Source organism: Pseudomonas sp. TREG-RG-20F-10-E-6-01, from assembly GCF_022662455.1.
In the GTDB taxonomy this organism is placed as follows: Bacteria; Pseudomonadota; Gammaproteobacteria; order Pseudomonadales; family Pseudomonadaceae; genus Aquipseudomonas.
In genome coordinates this window covers 55633-77409 of sequence record NZ_JAKNQP010000004.1, presented here as the reverse complement: position 1 = coordinate 77409, position 21777 = coordinate 55633, and the positions used below count along the sequence as shown (strand labels likewise).

Sequence of the window (21777 nt, the reverse complement as noted above, 5' to 3'; positions counted from 1 at the left end):
TCAGCGGTGTTCGTAGCCTGGGCCGCCGTCGTAGCGATGATCGTGCCAGCCGCCACCGCCGCCGTGTGGGAAAAAGAAGCAGCCGCTCATGCTCAGCATGATCAGCAATGGAATCAGCAGTGTGATTCGACGTAACATTTGAAAATCCTCTAGGGTGCTCACAAGGTCAATCAGGCGTGGGACAAGCCAAACTTTTTCATCGCCTGTAACATACGACCCTGCCGACCCTCATCCATCCCCGTCACTGGGTATGTGCTTGGCATGTTAGGCGATACAAAGTGGATACATTTATCAGGTTCAGGAACCCCGTCATGACCCAAAAGCAACGTTTGAAATATTCGATTCTGATTTCCCTTGTGGTGCTGGGGACGATGTTCGGCCTGTCCTATCTGCAGAACACTGGGGTCATCAGCGAAAAAACGTTCCAGTACATCGCCATTGCCGTGGCGGTGACTGTGGTAGTGATCAACGGCATCATGCGCCGCAAGGTCAAGCCCAACTTCTGATCGCGCCAGTCAGGCGCGACCATCGAGCACTTTGGCAGCCTCTTCATGGAGGCTGTAGCTTTTATCGGCATTGAGGGTGATCACGCCCTCGCTGCACAGGCGCTTGAGCACCTCACGCACGCTGAGAAACGACAACGGAATGCCCAGCTCCAGCAAATGGCTGTGCACGCCGCGCACCCCGAGGGTGCGCTGGTTGTCGGCAGCGGTGAGGAGGGCGTCGATGACCTTCAGCCGAATCAGGCTGGTGCGCAAACCGAAGCACTTGAGCAAATGGCGAATACGCTGGTTGCCTTGCTGTTCGGGCGCTTTGCCGAACGCGTGTGCGCCGCCGCTGCCGTAATTGGCGTCGGCGGCCGGTGAATGTCCGTCCGTGGGCAGTTGCGAGTTGTACATGCAGAAAACTCCTTATCAGAGCCTGATCAGGAAAATGATGGCGCTCTTACCTAATAAGACGAACGAGCGACAGAAATCATGAAGTGCTGAATGTAGAAATTTTGTCGGTATCGACTTTGTCACAGCGCGCACGCCTTAAATAAACGCGTCCGGCGGCTAAATTATTCCCGGTTCATTGCGTCCTTACGGTGGGGTAGCTGCCCCTTGTGAGGGTGTTCAATTTGACTGTGGAGCTTGCGTGATTATTTCCAACCGGTTGTCCAGGGTGTGCGTGGCGGGGCTGTTGCTGGGAGCCAGTGTTGCCGCGTCGGCGCGCGAGCAAGTGACACAGGCGTCGGCGGACATTCGCCGCACCACGTTTGGCGTGCCGCACATTCGCGCCAACGACGAACGCGGCCTGGGCTTCGGCATCGGCTACGCGTATGCCCAGGACAACCTGTGCCTGCTGGCCAACGAAGTGGTGACGGTGAGCGGCGAGCGCGCCAAGTATTTCGGCCCCGAACAGGCGACCCTGGAGGAGCGCAACAACCTTGCCAGCGATGTGTTTTTCACCTGGCTGAATACACCCCAAGCGGTGAGCGCTTTTTGGAACGCTCAGACGCCACAGATACAGCAGCGGATTGAAGGCTACGTCGCGGGCTACAACCGCTACCTGAAAGAGCAGGGCGCGCCGGCACAATGCCAGGCGGCGTGGGTTCGACCGATTGTGGCGCAAGACGTGGTCAAGCTGACGCGCAGGCTGCTGGTGGAAGGCGGTGTCGGTCAATTCGCCGAAGCCCTGGTTGGCGCCACACCGCCTCAGGCCACTGCCAGTGTGAAACCCGGTTTAAAAGCCTTTGAGCAGGCGTCGGCCAACCAGCAACGTTTCAGCCTCGACCGCGGCAGTAACGCGGTCGCGGTAGGCCGTGATCGCTCGTTCAATGGCCGTGGCATGCTGTTGGCCAACCCGCATTTTCCGTGGGTGGGCGGCATGCGCTTTTATGAGATGCACCTGACCATCCCCGGCCAACTGGATGTGATGGGCGCCGCGCTGCCAGGCTTGCCGCTGATCAACATCGGCTTCAACCAGCATGTGGCCTGGACCCACACGGTCGACACGTCCAAGCATTTCACCCTCTACCGCCTGACGCTTGATCCCAAGGATTCGACGCGCTACCTGCTCGACGGTCAATCGATTCCCCTGGAGAAAAGCTCCGTCACCGTGCAGGTCAAGCAGGCCGATGGCAGCCTGAGGCCGCAGGCGCATACCCTGTACAGCTCGCAATTCGGCCCGGTGGTGCAATGGCCCGGCAAGCTGGATTGGGACAGCCACTACGCCTTCAGCCTGCGCGACGCCAACCTGGGCAACGACCGCGTCCTGGAGCAGTGGGACGCCATGAACCGCGCCACCAGCCTCAAGGCGCTGCAAACCTCGGTGCACACCCTGCAAGGCATCCCGTGGGTCAACACCCTGGCCGCCGATGACCAGGGCCAGAGCCTGTACATGAACCTGTCAGTGGTGCCCAACGTCAGCGCGGCCAAACTTGCGCAATGCAGCGACCCGCGCGCCGGCCTGCAACTGATCGTGCTCGACGGATCCCACAGCGCCTGCGCCTGGGACATCGACCCGCGTGCCGCCCAACCCGGCATCTTCGCGGCCGCCGACCTGCCGCAGCTGGAGCGCACCGACTACGTGCAACACGCCAATGATTCGGCGTGGATGGCCAACCCCAAGGCGCCATTGACCGGGTTTTCGCCGGTGATCAGCCAGGATCATATCGGCCTTGGCCCACGCGCCCGATTCGCCCTGCAGCGCCTGCAATCTCTGGCCAAACAACCGATCAAGGTGACCGACCTGCAAAACATGGTCATGGACAACGAGGTCTACCTCGCCAGCCAAGTCATGCCCGACCTGCTCGCGTTCTGCGCCAAACACCTAGGCGGGGATGCGGCGACATTGCAGCCACTTTGCACCAGCCTTAAAAACTGGGACCAGCACGCCAACCTCGACAGCGGCGTCGGCCTGGTGCACTTCATCAATCTGTTCGAACACCTGCAGGCACTCCCCGACGCCTGGCGCGTAGCCTTCGATCCGGCGCAGCCCCTGACCACTCCGCGTGGGCTGGCCACCGAGCGCGAACCCGTGGCCAACGCCCTGCGCGAAGCCATGCTGGCCTCGACGGCAGCGGTGAGCCAGCTTGGGTCGACCCGCTGGGGCGACATCCAGGTCAGCGGCCAAACTCCGATGCACGGCGGCCCGCAGCAGCTGGGCATCTACAACGCCATGCAAACCGTGCCACGTGCCGATGGCAAACGCGAAGTCGTCAGCGGCACCAGCTATTTGCAAATCGTCACCTTCGACGACCAAGGCCCGCAGGCCCTGGGCGTACTGGCATTCTCCGAATCCAGCAACCCAGCCTCCCAGTATTTGAAGGATCAGACCCGCGCTTTCTCCGAGAAAAAACTACGCCCGCTGCCCTTCACCGACGCCCAGATCCAGGCTGACCCGCAGTATCAGCAACAGCTCATCAAGGAGTAGGGCAGGTGCGCAACCCCTTGATGCCAATACGAAATATTTTTGAAATCAAGGGGTTGCAGGTAAAAGCAAATGAGTACATAATGGCGCCCATCGAACGCAATGAATTATTAAAAACTTCAATGTATTCAATAAGTTAGAGTAGAGGCAGGGTTCTATAGCCCACTCAAGTTTTTATGCGGTAAATGTCAGCGGTCAGGGCATTTGTCGTTTGAGGCCGAGTAGCAAAATGGTTATGCAGCGGATTGCAAATCCGCCTACGCCGGTTCGATTCCGACCTCGGCCTCCACTCTTAGAAACCCCGTAGATTAACGTCTACGGGGTTTTTTATTTGCTGCGATATACCTACCACTTCCGCATCTTTTCGAATCACTTCCGCAACAACCTGCACGGCATTGATGAATTTTGGGCGTTTAGGGTACGGCTCAAGCGTTCAATTATGCTGCGGCTAGGCTTTCATAAATGGCTTAAAATTGAACGAGATGGGCTTTTTCGCAAAAGAATGGAGGAGTTACTAGACGGTAATAAGATGTCCTTTTAAGGTGCGACTGCTCAACTGTCAGCCGCATTTAATACTCAGCAGCCTGACTACTCTTGACACGGAAACATGCGTACTACCTAGCTAGCCGGCAGTAGAATGGAATTTTGGCCACGACAGTATTGTATTGGTCAGTGATGAGGGGGTTGCCCTCTATTTTCACTCGCAGTAGTGTGAACCTTCTGCGGTAAGATAAATCTCAATGACGGCTTAATCTCTCCACCTGCAGGGCGACGCAGTGAACTCTAATGACTAGTGACTTTAGTGAAACCGATTATCTGAGATCTGAGAACGAGTCGCTTCGCTCGAGATTAGCTGCGGCCGATGCACAAATGGAACGTGACGCGCGCGCTCGTCAGGGCCTAGAGCATCTGAGTGTCGCCTTAACGGCTGGTGGAGTTATTGGGACCTGGAATTGGATCCCAAAGCGAGACTGTTTCACCGGAGACGCAGGATTCGCCAAAGCGTTTGGACTTGATCTAGCCCTGGTCAACGTTGAAATGCCCATCGGCAGAGTTCTTGAACACGTTCATCCTGAAGACAGGCCGAGCTTGGACGCTGCAATTGAAAGGGCCATCGTCCTAGGTGGTGCTTATTCTCATCAATATCGAGTGATGCGCTCAGACGGCAAATATTATTGGCTGCTCGCGAGCGGACGAGTTGATTACGATGAACAAGGAGAACCGATAAGTTTCCCAGGATTTGTAATCGATGTAACAGAACGACGGACAGCAGAGGAGCGTCTTCGCATTAGCGAAGCCCTTACGAAAGAAAACGTGCAGAGGGTGCAGCTTGCATTAGATGCAGGTGCAATAATAGGAACGTGGAGCTGGGACCTGCAAACGGACCTTTTCAATGTCGACCAAGCGTTCGCTAGCGCATTTGGGCTTGACCCAGCACTTGGACGAATGGGCATCCCTTTTGCTCAAATTGTGGCCACTGTTCATCCGGATGATCAGCAAGGTTTGGCGTCTGCCATTCACGACGCCAGAACGCGTGGAGGCGCGTACGCACATCAGTATCGCGTGAAGCGTAATGACGGACGTTATTACTGGCTAGAGGCCAATGGTTTCGTTGAGCACTCGCCTGAGGGTATACCCCTTCGTTTCCCAGGAGTTCTCATAGACGTTGAGGGTAGGCGAGCCATCGAAGCGGAACGTGATCGCGCAATAACAGAGCTGCGGGCTTTGAATGATACGCTCGAGCAGCGCGTCGCGGAGCGCACTGATGAGTTGATCAAAGCACAAGAGAGACTGCGCCAATCTCAAAAAATGGAGGCCGTTGGACAGCTGACTGGTGGCTTAGCACACGACTTTAATAACCTGCTAGCTGGCATTTCGGGGGCGTTGGAAATCATGCTGATCCGACTACGCCAGGAGCGCTTTAGCGATATAGGGCGTTATATAGCAGTAGCTCAGGATGCATCAAAGCGTGCCGCCGCTTTGACCCATCGGCTACTTGCCTTTTCCCGTCGCCAGACACTCGACCCTAGACCAACAAATATCGGCCGGCTCGTTGATGGAATGCAGGACCTGATCCAGCGAACAGTTGGCCCTAGTATCACAGTGGAAGTCATCAGTGCGCCGGGGCTTTGGGTTACCTTGGTGGATCCATCACAGTTAGAAAATGCACTTTTAAATCTTTGTATTAATGCACGTGATGCGATGCCTAGTGGTGGTCGAATAACCATTGAAACGGCTAATCAGTTCATTGAAGGGCAAGATTCACATCTACACCAGGTCTCGACTGGAGACTACCTTTCACTCCGTGTGGTTGACACGGGCGTAGGCATGTCGCCTGAAGTAATATCCCGGGCCTTTGAGCCTTTCTTCACCACCAAGCCTCTCGGCGAGGGTACTGGTCTTGGGCTGTCCATGATTTATGGATTTGCTCAGCAATCAGGTGGGCAGGTTCGTATCAGTTCAGAGGAAGGGCATGGCACAGCGGTGCATATTTACCTTCCCCGTTATGATGACGAAACAGTAGTCGAAGCGGATACACCCGAGTCTCCCGGATTGCATCTCCAGGAGCTGATAAAGGGAGGGACGGTATTAGTTGTTGACGACGAGCCCTCTGTTCGTATGCTGGTTTCAGATATTCTGGACGATCTTGGCTACGTCTCGATCGAGGCAGTAGACAGCGTTGCTGGCCTTAAACTGCTGCAGTCTAACTTACGAATCGATCTGCTTATCACAGATGTTGGCTTGCCTGGCGGGCTAAATGGACGTCAGATGGCCGACGCTGCTCGCGTGTTTCGTTCGGATCTCAAGGTTTTGTTTATCACGGGCTATGCTGAGAGCTCGATAATAGGGAGCGAACAACTGCCTCTAGGGATGTCTGTACTCACCAAGCCTTTTCAAGTCGATAAAATGGTTTCGCATATCCTTTCACTTATCGAAGGTCGCCCCGTTGAGTGAGTTCATGTTATTGGGCATCTTTAACAAGCGGTTACTTTAGCCAGATCAACATGGATCGTGCGCGTTCATAGGTTTATTGTGTGCGATATCAGACTATTTTTTTTATTACTTTGGGTGATTTCTAGACAAGCCTGAATTTATCTTAACTAAGTTAAAAATTATCTTGTTGGCTTAACTACCTCACCCACTCGCCTATAAACTCTCTTTGTTATCTCTTCAGTTGAGTGGCCCAGCAGACGGCTAGCATGAGCTAACTCGATTTCGCTAGCGGCTTTCGGCCTGATATCCTTGAACTGGAACTGCCTAATGCTAGTAGCCAGCGCGGGATCACCATCAGTGGCGGCTTTTATCGCAGCTTTCTCTCTTGCGTCGTCCCACCTGTTGCGCAACATCTGCTGGCTCATTCGAAGTCCAGACGCGTTTGTTATCAAAGTTGACGTGCGGATTCCATTGACGGCTCTGCGTTCTTGCAGGTCGTCGATAAAGCTACTCAGGCCGGATTGGATTCCGTCATCTTCCAAGCGCAGACGGAGACGTTTATCGGTCTTGCCCTGACCAATCAGCAAAAAGCCATTGCTCAAGTCGGTGGCTGCAACCTTGAGCACATCAGCGGGACGTTGGCCGGTCAGGTAGGCCAGATCCATCGCGTCCTTGAGTTCCTGTACTGCTTCCGCGTATACCGCGTTCCATACGGTTTCACCGGCATAATAGTCACGTGGCTTTTCCTTGTTGCGGCGAACGCCAAAGCAAGGGTTTGCTTTGTCAGTCAGCCCCCATTCTCGTGCAATGGTAAATGCATGGGAGAGCAGGGCGATCTCACGATTGGCCCTCACCTTGGCTGTCCTAGCGTCACGATACTGCGCTACTACCTGAGGCGTGATCGACTCAATAGGGGCGCCCTCAAATGCTCTTCTTAGCTGCTTGAGTTCCTTGCGGTTGTCGGATTGGGTGCGTATCGACTTGCCCGGGATGATTTCCTTTTCGTAGCGATCAAATACATAGCTCATCAGATGGGTAGGCTTAGGCGGTGTCTTGCGCTCCAGTCTTGCCCATTCCACTTTGGCCTGATCGAGGTCTGTTCCGAGTGGTATTTCCTTCCGCTTCCCGTCGGTAGTTCTCCCGTCGTAGTAATACGATGTCCAAGTCTTTCCACTCTTACCCTTGCGGGTGCGCCGTATCATCCGTGGTGGCAGATCTCTATTGGCTTTACTTCTCTGGCGCATCAGTCAGCCCACCTTTGCAAGGTCGAGCGACCATGTTTCAGCCACGGTATTAACAGCGGATGGTTTGACTCCTGACAGTTTCATTCGGGCATAAATCCGGCCAACTATTGGGCGGCGAGCGCCTGTCAGAACAAACTCCCAGTGGTTTTCGGTCAACCACTGGATCTGCTTGGAGGGGATCTGATAGCCGGTGATGGTCGCCAGTTCTTCATCGGCAAGGGTTTCGCTTTGGACTTCCATCATCATGCCTCCGCATCAAGTTGCGCAGGGTAGGCCGCCAGCCACATCTTCGCGGCAAAGGCGCTAAGCTGCAGGCGCTGTTTGTTCACCCTGCCGACCATGATTTCTGTGCCTTGGAACGCTTGCCAAGTTTCGACGGCGAGTCGCAGTGACGTGGTGACATTCGTCATCAGTTCGTGGTCTTCAAGGGTGCAGGCTGACGATGCGGCATTCTGCTCGCGGGCCAGGTTGGCGCCACGATCAAAGCCGCGCGCGAAGGCTTTCTTGCGTGCTTTAATAAGGAAAAACGCGGTCGCAATCCAACCTACGAGCAGGCCGGCGACGATAATGTAAGTTTCGATTTGCATGTGCTGTTGCCTCATTAGAGCCCGCCGCCGGACAGTTTTGGTGAGAGGACGGCGACGGGGTGTTGCAGGGAATTAGTTAGAACGTGGCTTCATAGAGCGGCACGTTGGTGATGTCGCCTTCGATCTTGGCGCGCACGGCGTGGTAGGCTTCTTCGAGCACCTTGTCGGCGCGCACCAGTTCGTACCACATGACCAAGCGACCTTCCTGAATGCGGTAGCGGAAGCGGGCGGGCACGCAGAAGGTATCGCCGCCGAGGAACGGCTTGAGCGCAATGAAGAACTCTTCGGGGATACGCAACTGGCCAGCTTCGCCTGCGCGCCCGTCGATCTCTTCGTTGTAGGTCAATTGCACCTGGCCGTTGTCAAGGCGAGTGCCTTGTCGGAACGTGATGTTCTTCTTGGCTTCCAGGGTGCGGCTGATTTCTAGCATGTCGGCAGCGCTTGGGGTGTTCTCATACTCGGGGTGGTGAGTGATGTCTTTCACGTTGTCTTCGATGAATTCGGCGAAGGTAGCCTGGTCCATGCGCTTGCGATCCATTTCCTTCCAGTTGCCCCATTCAACGGTGGTCGGGCAGCGGTACGTCGCTTCATGATCGCGCCACGCGGGTGTGGCCGGATCGTGGTAGTCGATGACTGCCGTGAAAGTCCGGCCTTCGGGGCCGTTGCAAAACACTGCCGTGGCCTGAGTGGAAAAGCGATTCACGTAGCTGATGAACGACTCGGCATCGAGCACGGTGAGCTTCTGCTTGATGCGTGAAGGTGCGGGCAGCAGGTGTTCCAGGCTTTCGATGCTGACCCCGTTCGGTACGAGTGCCAGCGGCGCAGGTATGCCCGGGACCTCCATTGGTTTGCCGAGGGACTGAGCCAGGGTGACCATGTGCTGTAGGGCTTGTCGCATTGGATGTGCTCCAGTGGGTGAAAATTTGGTGAGAGATTGGTGGGGCGGGTGTTACTGACTGACCTGGCGCAAAGCGCCAGGCCCGGGCTCCTCCACGACACTGCGCAGCGGGATTTCCTGCTGGCGTGGGTCGCGGCGGGTGATGTTGCCTTCGGGCGTAAGGAAGAACAGAGATGTACCGCGAGCCAGAACAGGCTCTTTGGTCTTAACGTCGGCCTTCACGGTCATCTGGCCGCCGCCATCAGGCTTGTAGGTGAGCTTGATGGTTAGATCGCCGCCCTTGCCGGTCATACGGATGGCGTCGATCAGGCTGTGCTGGGCTTCGGTGAGTTCGTCCAGTAGGCCACCGGCCTCAATGTCGCGCAGGGTGTCCATAAAGGGACGTGCTTTGGTGTTCATGTGCTGTGCCTCATTGGATGTGTCGCCCCTGATCGGCAGGGGCTACCGTTTGAATCAGGCCGCTTGCTTCGTTGCTTGGGCGTCGAGGTAATCGGCCAGGTCGTGGAGGTAAACGACTGGCTTGGCGCGGGCGGAGCAGTGCAGCCGCTTAACCACCAGCGCGATCCGACCGGCCTTGATTTCGCTCAGTAGGTAACGGTCGGTACGTATATGCGTGAAGTACTGTTCACGCACGGCGGTCAAGCTTGGGCACGGCGTGGCGAACTGGCGCCGGAGTTGGTCCAGAGTGGTTGTCACGCGGAATCCTCCCCTTGCCCCTCCTTTTGGGGCACCAGCTTGAGGCGGATCAGTTCGGCGAGACCTTCTTTGCTTTTGCCCTTGGCCGCTGCCAGGACGTTGCCTTCGACGTCCGCAACGACGGCGCCGTAGGGATATTCCGGGCACTTCACCGGCGTCACATAAGCGACCTGGCCTTCGGAGATCACTGCATCGACACAGCGGAAAACTTCGGCCAGCTCGACCGACACGCAGGGCAATGCCTCCAGCAGTTCAACGGCTTCGGCTGAGGCGCCGATCAGAGTGGCGCGGCTGATTACCGTTGGGTGGTTGAGGTACATCGGCACCAATTTCAGGGCGCCTACAGCGGAGTTGATGGCGTTCGGCGTCTTCATGCTGCTGCGTCCTTGTTGGTGATAGTGATGTCCAGCTTCTTGGCGATCCACTCAACGCCGGCTTCCTTGACCATCACTACGGCGTAATGCACGGGCTTGCCGATCGTTGGATTCCAGCGCACGCGAGCGTCCGAAAACAGGTAGCCGCGCTCGCGATGGGCGCTGGCCAGGTCGCCTGATGAGTTGATCACGCCAAGTTCCCGCAACCTGGTGCGGAAGGCGCGGGGCTTGAGCCCGAGCAAAGCTGCGGTTTGATCCAGGGTGCGGTTCATGGCTGCGGCCTCAGGCTGTGAGATGTTCGGAGTGTTGCTGGATGCGGCGAACCATCAGGAACGCCTTATCCAGCGAGCGCAGGAACTCCTCGACCGTGCCGTAATTAGTCAGCGTTAGATCATCCTTATGAGCAGCTACCCCGGCCTCGCTGACGTGAGGGTTCACGGCTGGTGCATCGGCCCGAAAAATATGAATGACCGTGCCGCCGCGGCGACGAATGAGGTCCGCTTCGTTTTCAAAGCGCACGTCGCTGATGACGAAGCCCAGCACCGCGCCCAGCGCCTTCGTCATGTAATCGAGGTTTTGTTCAGCGAGCTTTACCCATACATCTGGGTGCACTGTGTTGCGTGCCCACTCAGTGCCCATTGACTGCATCAGCTGACGTGGCGAGCGGTCGAGCCAAGCCAGTGGCTGCTCCTTGCGATCGTCTTCGAAGTCGGTAGGGTCGAGGTTGAAGATCGCCATCAAGCCATCGCGGAGCGGATCAGCGAATGCGTAGTGCTCCAGAAGGTAAGTGCCAATCAGGTGTTCGGCGGCTGTCGACTTGCCGGAGCGGGCGCGGCCAGTGAGGCCAATCAGAATAGGCCTCATGCTGCGTCGCCTCCCAATGGGCCCAGGTCATCGCTGGCGGTGTCGATGGGGGCGGGAGCAATCGTGGCGCGACCCAGATTGACGATGACCAGAAGGCCGGTGTTGCGCTGGATGCGTTCTACGGCGGCGGGGCTGGTTGCCGCCGCCGGGTGAAGGTAGACCGGGCAGCGGGTGTTGCTGTGCTGTGTCGTTTGCATGGTTCGTACTCTTTGGTGAGAGGGGTACGAGACAAAGTTAGCAATGGCTAACGAATTAAGCAATAGCTTCCGCTAACGTAATTTTCAGCGGTCCAAAAAAAGCCGCCAGCGGCGGCTCTCTTGCATCTTTGGGTTTACGTCTGAACCTGGCTGGGTGGAACAATCCCGCCGACGTAATGAATTGTTTCAATCTCAGAGCGCGGCACGGTCAGTCGCCCGTAGGTGTCATTAATGGACATCAGGCTCACTTCCTCAGCATTTGCATAGAGGAGTTCTTTGATCGTTTTTTCCCCGTTAGTCAGAGCTAATAGTACGTACTCACCAGGTACTAACTCACGTCTCGGCTCACACCACACGACCCAGCCGTTGCGGATGGCGGGCGCCAACGCGTCGCCTTTGATTCGAAGCGAGTAAGCGGTCGGGTCTGAGGTTGGAACGTCCACCCACCCGGCCCCTCGTGCCAGCTCTTCCCATGCTCCATCTTGTTTCAATTGGGCCACTCCTTGAAGGGGAGCCCGCCGGAATGGATTGATGAGAATTGGGCCTGGTTCTATGCCAGACGCCAACCCATCCTGGGCTGAGCGCGCGGGCATTAAAAGAGTTCCGCCAGTGAGGCCGATCTTATCTTCGAGATTCTTGGCGGCCTTATCACCCATAGGTCTATGGCCGTTCAGCAATTGGGAAAGGTATGAGGGGTCGAGATTGTGGCGATCGGCAAACTCTTTAGTTTTGAGATCGCCGATCAGGGCCCTGAGGGCTTCAACGCGGAGCTGGCTGATATTCATCCAGTTATCTTAAAAGCGTTTAGCATTTTGTAAATTGCAAACCGCTATTGTTAATGTCGTTAGCGGCTGCTATCTTTCGCAAAACGGAGGTGCACATGAGCTTGCATGCATACATAAAAATTCTCGATAAGGCGAAGCTGGATGACCTGGCGGCGCGTTGCGATACGACTGCTGGGCAACTAAAGCAAATTGCATATGGGAATCGGCGTGCCAGCGTCGTGCTGGCTGTTTCGCTTGAGCGTGAAACTCAAGGGGCAGTCACCTGTGAACAGCTCCGCCCTGATGTTGATTGGGCGTATTTGCGCGGCACTAAAGCGGCTTAAAGGGTGCTGGGCTGGGGCCTCTCACCAAAGATCCCCCAGCCCAGCTACGACGATACACAGCACATGCACATCGGTCGTGGTCGTAGGATAGGGCGTGCCCGTTTCTATGGCTAGACCGTAAAAGGGGTATTTACGGTTATGAGTCGAACAGATCAATCACCGGCCACTGTGCCGGTTCTTTCACTTCGCAAAGCCATCTACCGCGCAGCCCATGATTACAAAGGCGGTGTAACCGCGTTGGCGCTCGACATGGTGATGGATTACGACGGCCTTCAAAAGAAGGTCAAGCATGACTTCGAACAGCGCTGGCTGGATCCTGATGAACTTGAAGAGCTGATCCGGCTGACGGGCAACTCTCTGTTGCTGGATGCATTGATGCGGCCAGCCGGTATGGTTTGGTACAAGCCTGAAGCAGCTGCGCCGACCAAGACTGCTTTGCTCGCTGTCAGCAAGGTGCTGCACGAGACTGGCTTGTTCGTGTCGAGCATGCATGAAGGCGCCGCGGACAACATTTGGGAGCCACATGAAGTCCAGTTGCTGGAGAAACATGGCGCCGATGTGATCCGCGCGGTGCTGGGCATCATGGCTGGCGCACGCGAAGCCATGGAGGCACGAGATCATGAGTGACATCATCGATGTAGCCAATGACCAAGCAGAGTATTTCCTACAAGTGGCGCTTGATCGCCGCCCACGCCCAACCTGTGCCGTGAGTGCGCAGTTCTGTGAAGATTGTGATGACCCTATCCCGTTACTTCGTCAGCAGGCTGTTCAGGGGTGTGCGACCTGTGCCAGTTGCCAGGGGTTGCGGGAGCGGCGGCGATGAGCGAGCAATCTACCAGCACCGCGATATCGTCCTGGGCTCGCCGCTATATCGAAACCTTCAACTTTGCCTTGGTCCCGATTGACCCGGGCGAGAAAGCACCGAAGGGCATGGGCTGGAACAAGCCAGGTGGGTACATCACCGACGCGGCCGCAGCCGAAGCATTCTGGCAACGCAACCCTAATCACAACCTGGGCGTAGTGCTCGGGCCCAGCCGTGTCTGCTCGTTGGATGTGGACGATGTGCAGTGGACGCGGTTTGTGTTGTTCGACCAAATGGGGCTTGATCTGGATGCCATGGCGGTGGTCTATCCGACCATCGTGGGCAATCCTTTGCGGTTTCGCGTGCTGTTTAAGATGCCGGACAACATCGAGCTTACGCGCCACTCGCTTTCTTGGCCCAATGAGAAAGACCCCGATGGGTCGATTCACAAGGGGCTGATGGCTCGGGCGAAGGCGGCGAAAGAGCAGGGGGATGTTGCTGGTGAAGCAGCTGCTAAAGCCGAGGCTGAGGAATACAAACGTTTTACGGTGTTCGAGCTGCGTGCGGGCTTGGTGCAGGACGTATTCCCGCCATCGATCCATCCGGGCACTGGCAAGCCGTACACCTGGCGTACTCCGCCGAATGCTGCTGATGGTCTGCCGGTGCTCACCACGGATCTGCTGAATATTTGGCAGAATTGGGACGTCTTCAAGCGCAACGCCGAGGCCGCGTGCCCCTGGGCGCCCAAGCCAAAGAAGCCCGTGGCGAAACCGATCAAGCGCACTCCACCCACCGACGGCAAACCTTCGGTGATTGATGAGTTCAATCGGTGCCACGATGTGGAGGAGCTGTTGCGGGCTCACGATTACATCAAGCGCGGTAACAAATGGTTGTATCCGCACAGCAGCACCGGGCTACCTGGCGTGACGGTCACAGACCGCAAGGTCTATTCGCACCACGGCGCGGATCCGCTGGCGAACGGGCACCAGAACGACGCGTTTGAGGTGTTTTGCCTGCTTGACCACGATGGCAACCAGTCGAAGGCAGTGAAGGAAGCCGCTCGGATGTTGGGTATGCAGCACGCGTCGCGGCCAGCACCACAAGATCTTCCCCCGGCCCCATCGGCGGATGCCAGCGAGCAGGACTCAAGTACGCAGCCCAGTGAAGCCGCTCCGGCTGCTGACGGGGGGGCGGGGGAGGCGTTGACCTATGAGCAAGTGCTCCGCCGGTACGTGTTGGTCGAGGGCACCACCCATGTGTGGGACCTCGACAAGTCACGGATTATGAAGAAAACCGCGTTTGAAGCGCGGGTTGGCAAGCCGCTGGCCAAACAATGGATGGATGACACCGCCAAAAAGTTGATCTCGGTAGACAAGGTTAGTGAGATCGAGCAAGCCCGCAAGATGGCAAGCAAGAAGGGCGGTGCGCTGAACTTGGAGCCGATTGAGCGCTACGTCTACATCGACGGCACCAAAGACGTGTGGGACCGGGAGAAGAAACGCCGCATCGCGGAAGGCGCCGTCAAGATGGCGCTCGGCGATATGTACGGTATGTGGTTGAACAGCCCGGAGCGGCGAGTCGTCGACGTGGAGAACATTGTGTTCGACCCGACGATGACGAAGGATCCCAACGTCTACATCAATACCTTCGACGGACTGCCAATGGAGCCCAGCCGCGACGACGCGTCTTGCGAGAACCTGCGGTGGTTGATCTCCTTCCTTTGCAACCACGATCAGTCCTCGCGCGATTGGCTGATCAAGTGGTTGGCGTACCCTTTGCAGCACCTGGGCGCGAAAATGGATACGGCCGTGCTGGCTCACTCAACCATGGAGGGGTCAGGCAAGAGCCTGCTGTTCGCCGATGCATTCGGTTTGCTCTACGGGCAGTACGCGGCCACCGTCGGACAGACCCAACTCGAAAGCAACTTCAACGCCTGGCAAAGCCGCAAGCTTTGGGCGGTGTTTGAAGAGGTTGTGAGTCGTGACCAGCGTTATAACCAGGTAGGCAAGATCAAGCATCTGGTCACCGGCAAGACAGTGCGCATGGAGTCCAAGTTCATCAACGGTTGGGAGGAGGCCAACCACATGAACGCCGCCTTCCTCAGTAACGAGATTATGCCCTGGCCGATCGCGCCCAGTGACCGGCGAATGTTGGTGCTATGGCCGATGGAGACGCTTCCGGTGGTGCGCCAGAAAGCGGTTGGCCGAGAGCTGGAGAATGGTGGTGTTGCAGCGCTGTACGCGTGGTTGTTGGCCGTTGACCTGGGCGACTTCGACCAGCGCACCAGACCGCCAAGCACTGATGCGCGTGAGCGGTTGGTGGCATTGAGCCGGGCCAGTTGGCAAACTTTCCTGTTCCTCTGGCAGTACGGTGAGCTTGGGCGTGATATGTGGGGCGCATGTTTGTCCACCGACCTCTACGCGATGTTCCTGGAATGGTGCCACCGCAACAAAGAGCACGTGATGAGCCAGACGAAGTTCTCGTTGTTCATTGGCTCGGAGGTGGACAAAACCCGCGCTATCCCTTGGACCGAAGGCAGCAACCGCAAGTTTGGAGCGTTCTTCTTTCCCCGCGATGAGCAGGCTTCCCAGCCCCCATCACTCAGCTCGGCCGACCTGGGCAAAGCGGTGGTTGCTTGGCGGGCTGCGGCGCGCCTGGCGGGCTGGAACGTCGACAACTGGGACCACATCAAGGCGGCTGCAGCATGAATCCGACTAAAAGTGTGTTGGGTGTGTTGGGTGTGTGTTGGGTTGGTTTTCGATACCCCACACAATTTCAAGCCTTCTATTTCGCGGCTTTCCTGGCTGTGTGTTGGGTGTGTTGGGTTTGGCATCGCGCACGCGCATGGGCGACGTTATTTGAATCCATGGAAGCGAGATTTTTTTCTTATGCGAGAACCGTTAAACCCAACACACCCAACACACTAAACACATTTGATTTAAAGCTATTGAATTTAAAGGGTTTTAGGTGTGTTGGGTTTGTGTTGGGTATGGCGTTTTTTGTGTCGGGTTGGTTTTTGACCGGGGGAGCGGGGCGATGATCGAAGAAATGGAAACTCTGTTGAAGCATTGGGGCGAGCAAACGCGGCGCTGTGGCTCTGCCGGCGGGCTGGCCAGCCCAATGGCCACGATCATGGAATGGGGTGGTTGCGCTCCCCGTGGTACGCCTGGGCCACGGAGCCTGCTTGATGGTGGTGCTGGTATTGACGCTGTTGCGCAAGAGGTCGCGGCGGCGCTGGCCGAGGTGAGTCGACAGGATGAGCGCGGTCACATGCTCGAGCGTCTTGCGGTGCTTCGTTATACCGATGACTCGGCGCCAACGTGGTTGATGCAGTTGCACCTGGTCGGTTCCCCATCCCGAGCGAAGCAAACCTACTATGACTGGGTGCATAGCCTTCATCTGCGGTTGCTACAGGTGTTGGCTGATCGGTCTGGGGCGAGAAAGTGGCTTACCGCTGGTCAGGGAGCTTTGCCTCAAAGTCTCCTCAAAGCTGCGTCAAAGTTGCGTCGAGTCAGTTAACCGAAATTGCCCCCTTTTCGGTTCCGTACTCAGGGGGTAAAAAGTCCCCACGATATGAAATTTGCGCCTTGGCGCTCCCCGAGCACGTGCTGTGCACCCCGTCCTGGCTCTTGCCATGACACTGAAACCCTGCCCCCCGGCGGGGTTTTCTTTTTTGTGTCCGGCACACTCCTTCATTTGAGGCACAACATGACAAATGAGCAGCAAGCGCTGGCTGAGATGCCGATCTGGTTAGTGATCGTACTGGCTCTGGTCGGCGGCGTATCGGGTGAGATGTGGCGAGCCGATAAGGACGGGGCTCGCGGCTGGGCGTTGGTGCGGCGGCTGGTACTGCGATCGGGTGCCTGCATCGTCTGTGGCGTGTCGGCCATGATGTTGATGATAGCGGCTGGCATGTCGATTTGGACCGCCGGAAGCTTGGGTTGCCTGACGGCAATGGCCGGTGCCGATGTTGCCATTGGCCTTTACGAACGCTGGGCCGCCAAGCGGCTGGGCGTATGCGAAACCGACTCCCAGTCGAGTCGTGCTGAATAGCATCCACCCACTCGTTAAGCAGGTCGTCAGACATGAACGAATCCAGGCAGCAGCAGATACTCGCCGGGCAGTCTTCTATTGCCCAGAAAGTTTTTGGTCACGTACCGATCCAAACGAGCTGGAGCGTTCCCGCTATCCACGCCGCCACTCAGGCAGCCAAAGCCACTGGTGCCGCAGCCCCTGCAATACGCCGCGCGCTTGGCGAACTCAAAGATGCCGGACTGATCCGTGAGCCGGTATCCGGAAAGTTTCAGCGTGACGCAGCAACCTCAAAACTCAGAAAGGACCGGGCCGTGACTCAGGTAGCCAAGCAGACCGTTGTTTCGATCAAGAAGCCCGAGGGCGCATTGGATGTGTTGGCGGCACTGTCTGGGGAGGTGGTGAGTCTTTCTGACGAGTTCAGCAAGCGCATGAAGGCTTTGGCCGGCCGCATCGAAGAGGTAGCCCTTTCGGTTGAGGCTGAACGCGAAAGCAATGCCGAAGCCATCGTCAAAGCCAAGCGGCTGCAAGAAGCGTTGCGTGAGTTTGCGTAAGAGGAGACCGAACCATGAAGGTACATGTTTTTGAGAAAAGCTCAGAAGTACTGTGGGTCAAGACAGAAACCGGCGGTCTGACAAGTCTGTCTTACCGCCGGGATGGAACGCTGGAGAAGATCATTGCTGCGTTGGAATCAGCTTTGTTACAGGCTCGTGCGGAACAGAATTGCCCGATCGTGGGTACTGATGTTGCAGCTGATAACTCCGCAGCTCTCGCAGAAATGTTAGATCGTCAGTTCCTTGTTGATGTTAGTCATCACCCATTCCCAGATGCCCGGGGACCTGAAGAACGAATGCCAGGCAGTTGGGGCGCGGAAGTGAACGCGATTCCCGGACTGCCAGATGACTGCGACGTGTCCAGCTAGGTCTGCACCCCAAGCTGCTTGTTGGAGCGAGTCCATGATCTCTTGTTGAGACATGTTCGACTGAGAGCCGAACGAAGACGTCAGCGGAAAGATGATCATGTCTTGGCCGCTTTGGCGGACATGAGCAATTTGATATTTAGCCATCTTTTACCCTTCGTGATTGATGAGGCGTCCTTCCTCGGCATGCCTTCTGCTGAGGAAGGACTATCTGATGGTAGCACTTTGCTTTCTATGCCCGCTGTGTCGACCCGGACGGCCTCGATTTCCGGGTGGCACGATTTTGGGGGGCCGAAAAATCGACGGGGACCCTGGTGGGATTCGAGGGGCACGGGGCATGAAACCCGCGGGAAAGTGTTAGCGGCAAGGTTTACCACGTTGGTTGACAGAGGTTGACGGTGGTTGACAGTCCTAGGTTGACAGGAGGTTTACATGACCATTTTGAGCCGTACGGAATATGCGGTAAGTAAGGGCTGGTCCCGTCAGTACGTTGGTAAATTGGTCCAGCGTGGCCGCCTTGTGCTGACACTGGACGGAAAAGTGGACGTTGAGGCAAGTGAGCAATACCTCGCAATGACTAGCGATCCCGCCCGTAGTAATTCACTCGGCAAAGTTCCGCTGGTCCTCGGCCATCAAGAGCGAGAGCCCGCGTTTCCTCATGCTTCGCAGGGCGCGATTCCCACGGCTGCGCCGGACTACCAAAAAGCACGGACCCGGCTTGCGCTGGCCCAAGCTGAAAAGGCTGAGAGCGAAGTACTCAAAGCTAATGGTGAGTTGGTTGAGCGATCAGTCGTCGATGAGGCCGCTTTCGCATCGGGTCGGATGGTTCGCGATCTCCTATTGGCTCTGCCACCTAAGCTCGCCCCAGAACTTTCAGCAATGAGTGATCCCTGGGATATAGAAAAACACCTGATGAAAGAGCTCCGTAGTGTGCTTGAGGATGCCGAGCGCATTTCCACAGAAGACTTTATTCATGCTGTAACGACTACGAGCTAAGCCTATGCCTGCCGAATATGCCAACGGTGCAGAGGTGTACCGCGAGGCGTATTACCGTGGGCTGCGTCCAGAGCCAGCGCTTTGGGTTGATGAGTGGGCCGATGAGTACATGCGTATCCCGCGTGATACCGGTGCTGCCGAACCAGGTAAATACCGTACATCGCGAACACCCTATGCTCGCGAGCCAATGCGGTGCTTGTCGCCATCGCATCGGTGCAAACGTGTGGTCACTATGGTGGCCTCGCAACTTATGAAAACGCAGATCGCCTTAAATTGGATCGGTGGTCTAATCCACATGGCACCTTCCAACATCCTCACCTTGTTGCCGAGTTTGGGGCTGGCCAAACGGGTGTCCTCGCGAATTAGCAAGACGATCAAGGCAACGCCCGTATTGCGGGAGCGTGTCGCCTCTAGTCGTTCGCGTGATTCACGCAACACCATGGACACTAAGGAGTTTGAGGGTGGGTCGCTGTACGTCACCACAGCGGGGTCTGCTGCAAACCTTTCAGAGCTGTCGGCGCGCTACGTGTACGGCGATGAGATCGACCGCTGGGAAGTCGACGTAGGCGAAGAGGGCGACCCCATCGAGCTGGCGGAAACGCGGGGCAGTACCTTCGGCCGCAATGCCAAGTTCTACTTCTCCAGCTCGCCGACGATCAAGGGTGCCTCGCGGATAGACGATCTGTTCGAGGGCAGCGACCAGCGTTACTACTACGTGCCGTGTCCGACCTGCGGGCACATGCAGACCCTGGAGTGGGAACGGCTGCATTACTCCCAGGACTTCAACGTGGTGCACTACGAGTGCGCCGCGCCTGAATGCGATGTGCTGATCGAGGAACACCACAAGGGCGACATGCTCGCCCGTGGCGAGTGGCGCGCCCATTCGAAGGGCGACGGTGAGACGGTCGGCTTCCACCTCAACGCGCTTTATTCGCCGTTGGGTTGGACGGGCTGGAAGTCGCTGGCGAAGCAATTCGAGAAGGCGAAAAAGGCCCAGGCCAAGGGCGACCTTGAACCCATGCAGGTGTTTTACAACACCCGTCTGGCGAAGGTCTGGGACAGCGCGCAAGAGCAGACCAAGGCCTCGGTGCTGATCGAACGGGCACGTCGGGAAGGGTTCTCACTCGGTGCGATGCCCGCCGCCGTGATGATGATCACAGGTTCTGTGGACGTGCAAGCTGACCGCCTGGAGTTTATGGCAATGGGCTGGGGCGTCGGCATGGAACGATGGGTCATCGATCATCGAGTGATCGCGGGCGATCCTTCGGACGAACGCACCTGGGCAGTTCTGGATGAGCTGCTCAAGGAACGCTACCGGCACCCGTGCGGTGTTGGCCTGGGCATTCTCGCGACCGCCGTCGACTCCGGTGGTCATCATACGGACGAGGTCTACCAGTTCTGCCGCGTGCGGCGCTGGCGCAACATCTTTGCGATCAAGGGCGCGAGCAAACCCGGCAAACCAGTGATCGCCCAACGGCCGTCCATGGTTGACGTGACCTGGAAAGGCCAGACCGAACGCGGCGGCGCCGAGTTGTGGTTTGTCGGCACTGACACCGCGAAGGACTGGATCTATAACCGCTACCCGTTCGAGTCCGGCCCGGGCGCGCTGCACTTTGCCAACGACCTGCCGGACGAGTTTTTCGCCCAGTGCGTGGCCGAGCGCAAGGTCGCCAAGTACGTGCGGGGCCATAAGCGTATCGAGTGGATCAAGGGCAAGGCCGAGCGCAACGAAGCGCTCGACCTGATGGTGTATTGCCTGGCGATGGCGCATTACCTCGGCATCAACCGCTACCAGGAACATGACTGGGAGCGGGTAAGGCAGTCGCTGGCGCAGTCGGGTTTGTTCGATGAAAAGGTGGTCGCCGCCGAACGTGTCACGGCCGCCGAGCAAGCTACCGAAACACCGCCGCCGCAACACGTTGCCCCCGTCGCCCAATCGCGACCCGCTGCACCCCCACAACGCCGCAGCTCCACCAGCGGCTATTTGAAGAGGCGCTAGTGTCAAGATAGCCCGATCATTGGACTCAGTATTCGCACGCCAATACCGAATGCTTCAGATACTAATCCGCGTGCGACTTCTTTTCCGCCTTTTTTAGCGCTGGTAGCAAGTTGCTCTCCAATAGAGGTAGTGGAGGCCACGCTTTTGGGGATGGCTTTCAGGACCTCAAGGCCTTTTGCGGTCAGTACTGCATCGTCTATGCGCATGTAGGGGTAGGGCTTACAAGTGATGTAACCCGCTTGCATTAACCATTCGGCAGTGGCGATGAAGAATTCTGCGTCTTCAGTAGGTACTTCGGTCCCGTATCGCTCGTCGAATCGCATTGCGTTTTCAACGAATGAACCCGCCATGAGCATCTGGGGAAGCGGAAAACTTTGGTAAAGCTCGGCAAAAAGTTTGCCGGTGATGTCATCAAATTTCTCAATATTGGAGACTGCCATGTCAGTAAACCCTGAGGAAAAAGCGCAACAAGCGCAGAAAATTAAGGCTGCCGCCGAGCTCCAGCAGGAGCTGCGTCGCGTCGTATCGGATCAGTTAACAGGAAAAATGGATTGGGTTCGTGCTCGCACTTATTGGCGAACGCGCCTTCCAGACATTCCGTCTGAAGAGTTGGCCGACGCGCTGACTCACATCCTGGCTGGCGGCAGTTTCAGGCAGGAAATTCAGTCGAGAAACCAGAACTTCGTCTGACGGCTTTTATATCACACCGCCAG

Annotated in this window: 28 protein-coding genes and 1 tRNA gene; 15 read left to right on the top strand and 14 right to left on the bottom strand. The window is 56.9% G+C overall.

The features are described 5' to 3' along the window. Positions 1-138 carry a hypothetical protein gene (locus L8K08_RS14460; RefSeq protein WP_164487942.1) on the bottom strand — a complete coding sequence of 46 codons (138 nt, stop codon included), beginning with the start codon at positions 136-138 and terminating at the stop codon, positions 1-3. A gap of 173 nt (positions 139-311) precedes the next feature. On the opposite strand from L8K08_RS14460, the gene L8K08_RS14455 reads away from it, so the two are divergent. Next, on the top strand, positions 312-506 hold the full coding sequence (locus L8K08_RS14455; protein ID WP_053255884.1) for a hypothetical protein: 195 nt from the start codon (positions 312-314) through the stop codon (positions 504-506). A gap of 9 nt (positions 507-515) precedes the next feature. Here the strand turns inward: L8K08_RS14455 and L8K08_RS14450 are convergent, their stop codons facing one another. Continuing rightward, positions 516-899 (bottom strand): fe2+ zn2+ uptake regulation protein, encoded by a 384-nt coding sequence (locus L8K08_RS14450; protein WP_119740169.1) that lies wholly within the window; start codon positions 897-899, stop codon positions 516-518. Between the two features lie 238 nt (positions 900-1137). On the opposite strand from L8K08_RS14450, the gene L8K08_RS14445 reads away from it, so the two are divergent. From L8K08_RS14445 to L8K08_RS14435, 3 genes are all read left to right on the top strand, one after another. Beyond that, positions 1138-3417 (top strand): acylase, encoded by a 2280-nt coding sequence (locus tag L8K08_RS14445; protein WP_242198088.1) that lies wholly within the window; start codon positions 1138-1140, stop codon positions 3415-3417. Positions 3418-3629: 212 nt separating this feature from the next. Then, positions 3630-3703 (top strand) — tRNA-Cys (locus L8K08_RS14440). A 581-nt stretch (positions 3704-4284) separates the two neighbouring features. After that, positions 4285-6369, top strand: a complete 2085-nt coding sequence (locus tag L8K08_RS14435; protein WP_242198085.1) for a PAS domain-containing protein — start codon at positions 4285-4287, stop codon at positions 6367-6369. Positions 6370-6527: 158 nt separating this feature from the next. On the opposite strand, the gene L8K08_RS14430 is transcribed toward L8K08_RS14435, so the two are convergent. The 11 genes from L8K08_RS14430 to L8K08_RS14380 all read right to left on the bottom strand — a co-directional run bounded on the left by L8K08_RS14430 (position 6528) and on the right by L8K08_RS14380 (position 11993). Continuing rightward, on the bottom strand, positions 6528-7592 hold the full coding sequence (locus L8K08_RS14430) for a tyrosine-type recombinase/integrase (protein WP_242198083.1): 1065 nt from the start codon (positions 7590-7592) through the stop codon (positions 6528-6530). Between the two features lie 3 nt (positions 7593-7595). After that, complete coding sequence (locus L8K08_RS14425; protein WP_124418880.1) at positions 7596-7832, bottom strand: DUF4224 domain-containing protein; 237 nt, start codon at positions 7830-7832, stop codon at positions 7596-7598. Positions 7833-7834: 2 nt separating this feature from the next. After that, complete coding sequence (locus L8K08_RS14420) at positions 7835-8179, bottom strand: hypothetical protein (protein ID WP_124417598.1); 345 nt, start codon at positions 8177-8179, stop codon at positions 7835-7837. A gap of 76 nt (positions 8180-8255) precedes the next feature. Next, positions 8256-9077, bottom strand: coding sequence for a DUF2303 family protein (locus L8K08_RS14415; protein WP_242198081.1), 822 nt, complete (start codon positions 9075-9077; stop codon positions 8256-8258). 51 nt (positions 9078-9128) lie between these two features. Beyond that, positions 9129-9476 (bottom strand): hypothetical protein, encoded by a 348-nt coding sequence (locus L8K08_RS14410; protein ID WP_124417596.1) that lies wholly within the window; start codon positions 9474-9476, stop codon positions 9129-9131. Between the two features lie 54 nt (positions 9477-9530). Further along, entirely contained in the window at positions 9531-9773 is a 243-nt protein-coding gene (locus L8K08_RS14405; RefSeq protein ID WP_124417595.1) for a pyocin activator PrtN family protein, read from the bottom strand. Continuing rightward, a complete protein-coding gene (locus L8K08_RS14400; RefSeq protein WP_124417594.1) occupies positions 9770-10147 on the bottom strand; it encodes a hypothetical protein in 378 nt (125 codons plus the stop codon). The genes L8K08_RS14405 and L8K08_RS14400 overlap by 4 nt, the downstream gene beginning before the upstream one ends. Beyond that, the gene (locus L8K08_RS14395) at positions 10144-10419 is read right to left on the bottom strand and encodes a hypothetical protein (RefSeq protein WP_069023704.1); all 276 of its coding nucleotides are present in this window, start codon (positions 10417-10419) and stop codon (positions 10144-10146) included. The genes L8K08_RS14400 and L8K08_RS14395 overlap by 4 nt, the downstream gene beginning before the upstream one ends. Before the next feature lie 10 nt (positions 10420-10429). After that, positions 10430-11011: a deoxynucleotide monophosphate kinase gene (locus L8K08_RS14390; RefSeq protein ID WP_242198079.1), complete on the bottom strand. Its 582-nt coding sequence runs from the start codon at positions 11009-11011 to the stop codon at positions 10430-10432. Further along, a complete protein-coding gene (locus L8K08_RS14385; protein WP_242198077.1) occupies positions 11008-11208 on the bottom strand; it encodes a hypothetical protein in 201 nt (66 codons plus the stop codon). The genes L8K08_RS14390 and L8K08_RS14385 overlap by 4 nt, the downstream gene beginning before the upstream one ends. A 134-nt stretch (positions 11209-11342) precedes the next feature. Beyond that, positions 11343-11993: a S24 family peptidase gene (locus L8K08_RS14380; RefSeq protein ID WP_242198075.1), complete on the bottom strand. Its 651-nt coding sequence runs from the start codon at positions 11991-11993 to the stop codon at positions 11343-11345. A gap of 95 nt (positions 11994-12088) precedes the next feature. Between L8K08_RS14380 and L8K08_RS14375 the strand changes: the two genes are divergently transcribed. The 10 genes from L8K08_RS14375 (at position 12089) to L8K08_RS14330 (ending at position 21064) form a co-directional block, all read left to right on the top strand. After that, positions 12089-12316 (top strand): YdaS family helix-turn-helix protein, encoded by a 228-nt coding sequence (locus L8K08_RS14375; RefSeq protein WP_242198073.1) that lies wholly within the window; start codon positions 12089-12091, stop codon positions 12314-12316. A 138-nt stretch (positions 12317-12454) separates the two neighbouring features. After that, on the top strand, positions 12455-12943 hold the full coding sequence (locus L8K08_RS14370) for a phage regulatory CII family protein (protein WP_242198070.1): 489 nt from the start codon (positions 12455-12457) through the stop codon (positions 12941-12943). Next, positions 12936-13139, top strand: a complete 204-nt coding sequence (locus L8K08_RS14365) for a TraR/DksA C4-type zinc finger protein (RefSeq protein WP_242198067.1) — start codon at positions 12936-12938, stop codon at positions 13137-13139. Before L8K08_RS14370 ends, L8K08_RS14365 begins: the two co-directional genes overlap by 8 nt. Continuing rightward, positions 13136-15826 carry a bifunctional DNA primase/polymerase gene (locus L8K08_RS14360; protein WP_242198064.1) on the top strand — a complete coding sequence of 897 codons (2691 nt, stop codon included), beginning with the start codon at positions 13136-13138 and terminating at the stop codon, positions 15824-15826. The genes L8K08_RS14365 and L8K08_RS14360 overlap by 4 nt, the downstream gene beginning before the upstream one ends. Positions 15827-16154: 328 nt before the next feature. Further along, a complete protein-coding gene (locus L8K08_RS14355) occupies positions 16155-16637 on the top strand; it encodes a hypothetical protein (protein ID WP_242198061.1) in 483 nt (160 codons plus the stop codon). A 189-nt stretch (positions 16638-16826) separates the two neighbouring features. Next, positions 16827-17171 (top strand): phage holin family protein, encoded by a 345-nt coding sequence (locus L8K08_RS14350; RefSeq protein ID WP_242198058.1) that lies wholly within the window; start codon positions 16827-16829, stop codon positions 17169-17171. 32 nt (positions 17172-17203) lie between these two features. After that, on the top strand, positions 17204-17704 hold the full coding sequence (locus L8K08_RS14345) for a hypothetical protein (RefSeq protein ID WP_242198057.1): 501 nt from the start codon (positions 17204-17206) through the stop codon (positions 17702-17704). 14 nt (positions 17705-17718) lie between these two features. Then, positions 17719-18072: a hypothetical protein gene (locus tag L8K08_RS14340; RefSeq protein ID WP_242198054.1), complete on the top strand. Its 354-nt coding sequence runs from the start codon at positions 17719-17721 to the stop codon at positions 18070-18072. A gap of 429 nt (positions 18073-18501) precedes the next feature. Further along, a complete protein-coding gene (locus tag L8K08_RS14335) occupies positions 18502-19065 on the top strand; it encodes a hypothetical protein (RefSeq protein WP_242198052.1) in 564 nt (187 codons plus the stop codon). Between the two features lie 4 nt (positions 19066-19069). After that, positions 19070-21064 (top strand): phage terminase large subunit family protein, encoded by a 1995-nt coding sequence (locus tag L8K08_RS14330; RefSeq protein WP_242198050.1) that lies wholly within the window; start codon positions 19070-19072, stop codon positions 21062-21064. A 2-nt stretch (positions 21065-21066) separates the two neighbouring features. On the opposite strand, the gene L8K08_RS14325 is transcribed toward L8K08_RS14330, so the two are convergent. Next, positions 21067-21504 carry a hypothetical protein gene (locus L8K08_RS14325; RefSeq protein WP_242198048.1) on the bottom strand — a complete coding sequence of 146 codons (438 nt, stop codon included), beginning with the start codon at positions 21502-21504 and terminating at the stop codon, positions 21067-21069. Between L8K08_RS14325 and L8K08_RS14320 the strand changes: the two genes are divergently transcribed. Beyond that, positions 21503-21754, top strand: a complete 252-nt coding sequence (locus L8K08_RS14320; RefSeq protein WP_242198046.1) for a hypothetical protein — start codon at positions 21503-21505, stop codon at positions 21752-21754. The genes L8K08_RS14325 and L8K08_RS14320 overlap by 2 nt on opposite strands. Positions 21755-21777: the final 23 nt, after the last annotated feature.

Bases quoted from the DNA above. Each gene is read 5' to 3' on its own strand.
- L8K08_RS14460 (WP_164487942.1), bottom strand. From the start codon at position 138: ATGTTACGTCGAATCACACTGCTGATTCCATTGCTGATCATGCTGAGC.
- L8K08_RS14455 (WP_053255884.1), top strand. From the start codon at position 312: ATGACCCAAAAGCAACGTTTGAAATATTCGATTCTGATTTCCCTTGTG.
- L8K08_RS14450 (WP_119740169.1), bottom strand. From the start codon at position 899: ATGTACAACTCGCAACTGCCCACGGACGGACATTCACCGGCCGCCGAC.
- L8K08_RS14435 (WP_242198085.1), top strand. From the start codon at position 4,285: ATGGAACGTGACGCGCGCGCTCGTCAGGGCCTAGAGCATCTGAGTGTC.
- L8K08_RS14430 (WP_242198083.1), bottom strand. From the start codon at position 7,592: ATGCGCCAGAGAAGTAAAGCCAATAGAGATCTGCCACCACGGATGATA.
- L8K08_RS14425 (WP_124418880.1), bottom strand. From the start codon at position 7,832: ATGGAAGTCCAAAGCGAAACCCTTGCCGATGAAGAACTGGCGACCATC.
- L8K08_RS14420 (WP_124417598.1), bottom strand. From the start codon at position 8,179: ATGCAAATCGAAACTTACATTATCGTCGCCGGCCTGCTCGTAGGTTGG.
- L8K08_RS14415 (WP_242198081.1), bottom strand. From the start codon at position 9,077: ATGCGACAAGCCCTACAGCACATGGTCACCCTGGCTCAGTCCCTCGGC.
- L8K08_RS14410 (WP_124417596.1), bottom strand. From the start codon at position 9,476: ATGAACACCAAAGCACGTCCCTTTATGGACACCCTGCGCGACATTGAG.
- L8K08_RS14400 (WP_124417594.1), bottom strand. From the start codon at position 10,147: ATGAAGACGCCGAACGCCATCAACTCCGCTGTAGGCGCCCTGAAATTG.
- L8K08_RS14395 (WP_069023704.1), bottom strand. From the start codon at position 10,419: ATGAACCGCACCCTGGATCAAACCGCAGCTTTGCTCGGGCTCAAGCCC.
- L8K08_RS14390 (WP_242198079.1), bottom strand. From the start codon at position 11,011: ATGAGGCCTATTCTGATTGGCCTCACTGGCCGCGCCCGCTCCGGCAAG.
- L8K08_RS14385 (WP_242198077.1), bottom strand. From the start codon at position 11,208: ATGCAAACGACACAGCACAGCAACACCCGCTGCCCGGTCTACCTTCAC.
- L8K08_RS14380 (WP_242198075.1), bottom strand. From the start codon at position 11,993: ATGAATATCAGCCAGCTCCGCGTTGAAGCCCTCAGGGCCCTGATCGGC.
- L8K08_RS14375 (WP_242198073.1), top strand. From the start codon at position 12,089: ATGAGCTTGCATGCATACATAAAAATTCTCGATAAGGCGAAGCTGGAT.
- L8K08_RS14370 (WP_242198070.1), top strand. From the start codon at position 12,455: ATGAGTCGAACAGATCAATCACCGGCCACTGTGCCGGTTCTTTCACTT.
- L8K08_RS14365 (WP_242198067.1), top strand. From the start codon at position 12,936: ATGAGTGACATCATCGATGTAGCCAATGACCAAGCAGAGTATTTCCTA.
- L8K08_RS14360 (WP_242198064.1), top strand. From the start codon at position 13,136: ATGAGCGAGCAATCTACCAGCACCGCGATATCGTCCTGGGCTCGCCGC.
- L8K08_RS14355 (WP_242198061.1), top strand. From the start codon at position 16,155: ATGATCGAAGAAATGGAAACTCTGTTGAAGCATTGGGGCGAGCAAACG.
- L8K08_RS14350 (WP_242198058.1), top strand. From the start codon at position 16,827: ATGACAAATGAGCAGCAAGCGCTGGCTGAGATGCCGATCTGGTTAGTG.
- L8K08_RS14345 (WP_242198057.1), top strand. From the start codon at position 17,204: ATGAACGAATCCAGGCAGCAGCAGATACTCGCCGGGCAGTCTTCTATT.
- L8K08_RS14340 (WP_242198054.1), top strand. From the start codon at position 17,719: ATGAAGGTACATGTTTTTGAGAAAAGCTCAGAAGTACTGTGGGTCAAG.
- L8K08_RS14335 (WP_242198052.1), top strand. From the start codon at position 18,502: ATGACCATTTTGAGCCGTACGGAATATGCGGTAAGTAAGGGCTGGTCC.
- L8K08_RS14330 (WP_242198050.1), top strand. From the start codon at position 19,070: ATGCCTGCCGAATATGCCAACGGTGCAGAGGTGTACCGCGAGGCGTAT.
- L8K08_RS14320 (WP_242198046.1), top strand. From the start codon at position 21,503: ATGTCAGTAAACCCTGAGGAAAAAGCGCAACAAGCGCAGAAAATTAAG.
- L8K08_RS14325 (WP_242198048.1), bottom strand. From the start codon at position 21,504: ATGGCAGTCTCCAATATTGAGAAATTTGATGACATCACCGGCAAACTT.